Origin of the sequence: Mesorhizobium sp. M5C.F.Ca.ET.164.01.1.1 (assembly GCF_004792125.1) — a bacterium.
Taxonomy (GTDB): Bacteria; Pseudomonadota; Alphaproteobacteria; order Rhizobiales; family Rhizobiaceae; genus Mesorhizobium; species Mesorhizobium wenxiniae.
Genome location: NZ_SRTG01000032.1, coordinates 1 through 4,208, shown reverse-complemented (window position 1 = coordinate 4,208; position 4,208 = coordinate 1). Strand labels below are relative to the sequence as shown.

Genomic DNA, 4,208 nt, shown 5'->3' with positions numbered 1-4,208 from the left:
GCCCTCGCCCCGTCAGCCGGCAGCACGGATCCGGTATCCGACACAAATATCTGCCTGCCGTCCTTCGAAACGACCTTGCCCTTGATGAAGTTCATCGCCGGCGAGCCGATGAAACCGGCGACGAAGACATTGCCCGGATTGTCGTAGAGATCGAGCGGCGCGCCGACCTGTTCCACCTTGCCGTCCCGCATCACCACGATCTTGTCGGCCATGGTCATCGCCTCGATCTGGTCATGGGTGACATAGACAATCGTCGTGCCGAGGCGCTGATGCAGTTCCTTGATCTCGACACGCATCGCGACACGAAGTTGAGCGTCGAGATTCGATAAAGGCTCATCGAACAGGAAGACTTCCGGGTCGCGCACAATGGCGCGTCCCATGGCCACACGCTGGCGCTGCCCGCCCGATAGCTGTTTCGGAAACCGGTCGAGCAGCTTGTCGAGATCGAGAATTTCGGCCGCCTGCTTCACCTTGGCATCAATCTCGGCCTTCGGCCTACCCTTGATCTTGAGCGAAAAGCCCATGTTGTCGGCGACGTTCTTGTGCGGATAGAGCGCATAGTTCTGGAACACCATTGCTATGTCGCGGTCTTTTGGCAGAACATCGTTCACCACCCGGCCGCCGATGCTGATCTCCCCGCCCGATATGGCTTCGAGACCGGCGATCATGCGTAGCAAGGTGGATTTGCCACACCCCGAAGGGCCGACCAGGATGACAAACTCGCCATCGACGATGTCGACATTCACGCCGTGAATGACCTGGATGCTTCCGTAGCGCTTGACAATGTTCCTAACGGTTACCTGCGCCAACTCACATCTCCTCTATTGCGGCATATAATCTGCATCTTCAGCTCGGGGCGAAGAAGCACTCGCGATTATTCTTTGACGCTCGACATCGAGACCGAGTCGGTGAAGAAGCGTTGGAAGCCCAGCAGGATGACTGCGGGGATGAGGCTTAGAATGGTCGATGCCGCGAAGATCTGGCCGTAGTCGGTGGTATGCTCCCCCGCCATCAAGGCGAGGGTGATCGGGGCGAGGAACATGTCCTGGCGCGTCGTGACCAGAAGCGGCCACAGATAAGCCTGCCATTGCCCATTGAAGATTATTACTCCGGCGGCGATGAGAGCCGGACGTGAAAGCGGCAGGAAAATCTCGAGGAAAATCCTTAGCCAGCCGGCTCCATCGATTTGGGCCGCTTCAATCAATGAGCGCGGTATGGCGAGAAAGAACTGCCGCAGTAGGAAAATCACCATGCCGCTGCCCACGAAAGGCACGATCAGTGCGATGTAGGTGTTCTGCAGCCCGCCCCGTGCGAAGATGGCGGACAACGGGATAGCCACGACCTCCTCGGGGATCAAAAAGCTGAAGACGATGAGGGCGAAGACGACGTCGCGGCCGCGCCACTGCATCGCACTCAACGCGAAGGCTGCGGTTGCGCACACCAGCAGTGCCACGACCACCGTACATGCCGCGACGACGAAAGAGTTAATCAATCCAGTTCGGAACGATCCGGCGAGCGCGCTGCCAAAATTTTCAAGCGTCGGCCGTGACGGAACAAAGGAGCCAATGGAAAGCGGATCGAGCGAGGTGAATATCTCGCTACCCGGCCGGAGGCTACCTGCAACCAGCCAAGCGATTGGCAGCATAAAACCGGCGGCGACGGCGATACCGAACAGCAGATGAACGATGCGTCCCGCCCCGGCCGAGTTTGTTTCTCCGGCCCTCATAGTTGCTTCTCCCGTGATAGCAACCGGAACTGGATGAGGATGATGACCATCATGATGACCATCAAGGTCAACCCTTCTGCAGCAGCCAATGGCACGTCGTTGAAAAAGTAAGCCTGCTGATACACGTCGTACATGATGAGCTGCGTGCTGCCGCCGGGCCCGCCTCTGGTAAGTATCGCGATCGGCCCAAACAGCAGAAATGCGGATACCGTGTCAGCGACGATTACGAAGGCCAGCGGTCGACGCATCAGCGGGATAGTGATGTGCCACAGCGACGAAAGCTTCCCGGCGCCATCGATGGATGCTGCCTCATAGAGATCGCGAGGAATGTCCTTTAGGCCCCCGATGAGGAAAATCATCCAGAAGCCGACTCCGACCCACGAGCTCATGACAATGATCGACATCAGTGCCTGGTCTGGCGATGTGAGGAACGGCTGAGCGCTCACGCCCACAGACGTCAACAGAGCATTTGCCAGTCCCTGCGGGCGGTATGCAGCGCCCCACAGTATGGCTGCGACGCTCGATGGGATTAATACCGGCAGGAACACCAAGGTTCGCAGCAGCGAGATGATCCGTGAGTTTTCGGCAAACAGGAGAGCGAGGCCGAAAGAGGTTACCGTCTGCAGCGGCACGGTCACCGCGACAAAGGTAAGGGTGGCATGCAGGGTCTTGGCAAATGAAGGCGCCGTGAAAAGGAACTCGAAATTATCAAGCCCGGCGAATTCGCCGTCGGGGCCGGACAAGCTCTGCTGAACGAGCCAACCTGCTGGCAACAACCGAAAGACGATGAGGGCAACCAGAGCCGGCGTCAAGAAGAGGAGCGGCGCTATGGCCGCTCTCCATTTTGAAAATCGCCCAACTGTGGATACATCCCTGGCGCTTTCTCCCTCAGTAATCGCTTCCATCGCCATCGGTCTTAGCGCTCGATGCGCTTGAAACTGCGCTCAAGTTCACGTTGAAGCTGCGGAAACGTCTGAGCAGCATCACTTCCATTGCGAATATCGCTCCATGCACGCGTGACCAGCTCCTCCAATTGGAGATATCCGAGTGTACGCGGTCGCCGGATAGCCGTGTTGGCGAGCTCGTAGCGGATCAACGTATCAACACCCTTCAGGTTTGGATTTTGCCGGGGAATATGGCTCAGCACCTCTGCCGCAGCCTCAATGTTCGCGGGTATATTGCTTCCGCGGGCTGCAATGACTGACCCTGCTTTATCCAAGCCCACGTAGTTCAGGAATTCCAGGGCCTGGTCGCCATTCGTTGTGTCCGCCGCCACTCCCAGATGAAACGATTCAGAAGGCGTCACCGCCTTGCCACCGGCGAAATACGGATGAGGCGCCGCTGCATAGTCAAGACCGTCGACCTTGTCGAATTCGGCGATCAACCATGGACCGCCAACAAGAAATGCAATCCGGCCGGCTGTGAACAGGTCGATCATTTCTTGGTATCCGCTCGGACCGCGCGCAGCCACGCCATCGGCGAAGATGCTCCCATACCATTTTCCTGCCTGCAGCCAAGCATCGTTGGCCACGTCAACGGTCAGCAAATCGTCACCCTTGACGCCCGGCCCACCACCAAGCGATTCCGGAAGGACCTGTAGCTGGTAGTAGCGATCGACCTGCTCGAAGCCGAAGCCCGTCTCGGCTCCGGCCGCCTGCACCTTCTTGGCAAGCTCGATGACCTTGTCCCAGGTGAGGCGCGCGTCGGGCGAGACACCCGGCGCGTCAACGGCGGCATTGGCCAGAAGCCCTTTGTTGAAGAACAGGAGCTGAGTCGACTCCTGCATCGGCATTGTCAGCATCTTCCCGTTGTAGGTGGCGCCCTGCACATCGCTGGGGAACAATATGCCTTTGCTCTTTTCTCCGAAGGCACTCGTCAAGTCTGCCAAAATGCCCAGCGTGGAGAACGTCGGGATATAAGTCGGGTCCACAAGCAGGACATCGATTCCGGAATTCCCGATCCGGAAGCGCTGGACTATCGTGTTCTGAAGGTCGGCAAAGGGCACACCTTCGTAAGAAACCTTTACGCCTGATACCTTTTCGAAGGCATCGAAGAGCCCCTTAAAACCGGCACCGTCTCCCCAGCCGAAGACCCGCAGCTTCTTGTCCTGCGCCCTGGCCGGCAACGATCCAAGGACGGGCAGCGACGACACTCCCAACATGCCGGTCAAGAAGCCCCGCCGACCCAAGCGATAGCCCGTCATAGTCATCTTATTTCCTCCCGTTCGTCCCGCAAATGAGGGAACCACTCCCTCGACCTTAAAGCACACGCTATTTGATTTCTTGCAAGAATGCAATATCGTAATATTGCCAACCCCCGGGCCACGTGATAGCAATGACTCGGCTTGAGGAGACAGCATGATTCAGCCTGGTAGAACTCCACTTCATATTCAGCTGGCGGACATCATTCGGTCTCAGATCGAGAGCGGTGTCTTCAATGCTGGCGATCAGCTTCCCACTGAGATGGAGTTGATGAAGCAGCA

General features: G+C 57.7%; 4 protein-coding genes. All 4 read right to left on the bottom strand.

All coding sequences use genetic code 11. The annotated features are described in order from the left end of the window. Positions 1–809, bottom strand: an 809-nt coding sequence (gene ugpC / locus EN807_RS32155; protein ID WP_135937903.1) for a sn-glycerol-3-phosphate ABC transporter ATP-binding protein UgpC, incomplete at its 3' end; no start/stop codon positions are given. A 65-nt stretch (positions 810–874) separates the two neighbouring features. Beyond that, positions 875–1,726 (bottom strand): carbohydrate ABC transporter permease, encoded by an 852-nt coding sequence (locus tag EN807_RS32150; protein ID WP_127208381.1) that lies wholly within the window; start codon positions 1,724–1,726, stop codon positions 875–877. Beyond that, positions 1,723–2,637, bottom strand: a complete 915-nt coding sequence (locus EN807_RS32145; RefSeq protein ID WP_128178314.1) for a sugar ABC transporter permease — start codon at positions 2,635–2,637, stop codon at positions 1,723–1,725. Before EN807_RS32145 ends, EN807_RS32150 begins: the two co-directional genes overlap by 4 nt. Before the next feature lie 5 nt (positions 2,638–2,642). Beyond that, positions 2,643–3,935: an extracellular solute-binding protein gene (locus EN807_RS32140; protein ID WP_189522656.1), complete on the bottom strand. Its 1,293-nt coding sequence runs from the start codon at positions 3,933–3,935 to the stop codon at positions 2,643–2,645. Positions 3,936–4,208: the final 273 nt, after the last annotated feature.

Bases quoted from the DNA above. Each gene is read 5' to 3' on its own strand.
- EN807_RS32150 (WP_127208381.1), bottom strand. From the start codon at position 1,726: ATGAGGGCCGGAGAAACAAACTCGGCCGGGGCGGGACGCATCGTTCAT.
- EN807_RS32145 (WP_128178314.1), bottom strand. From the start codon at position 2,637: ATGGCGATGGAAGCGATTACTGAGGGAGAAAGCGCCAGGGATGTATCC.
- EN807_RS32140 (WP_189522656.1), bottom strand. From the start codon at position 3,935: ATGACTATGACGGGCTATCGCTTGGGTCGGCGGGGCTTCTTGACCGGC.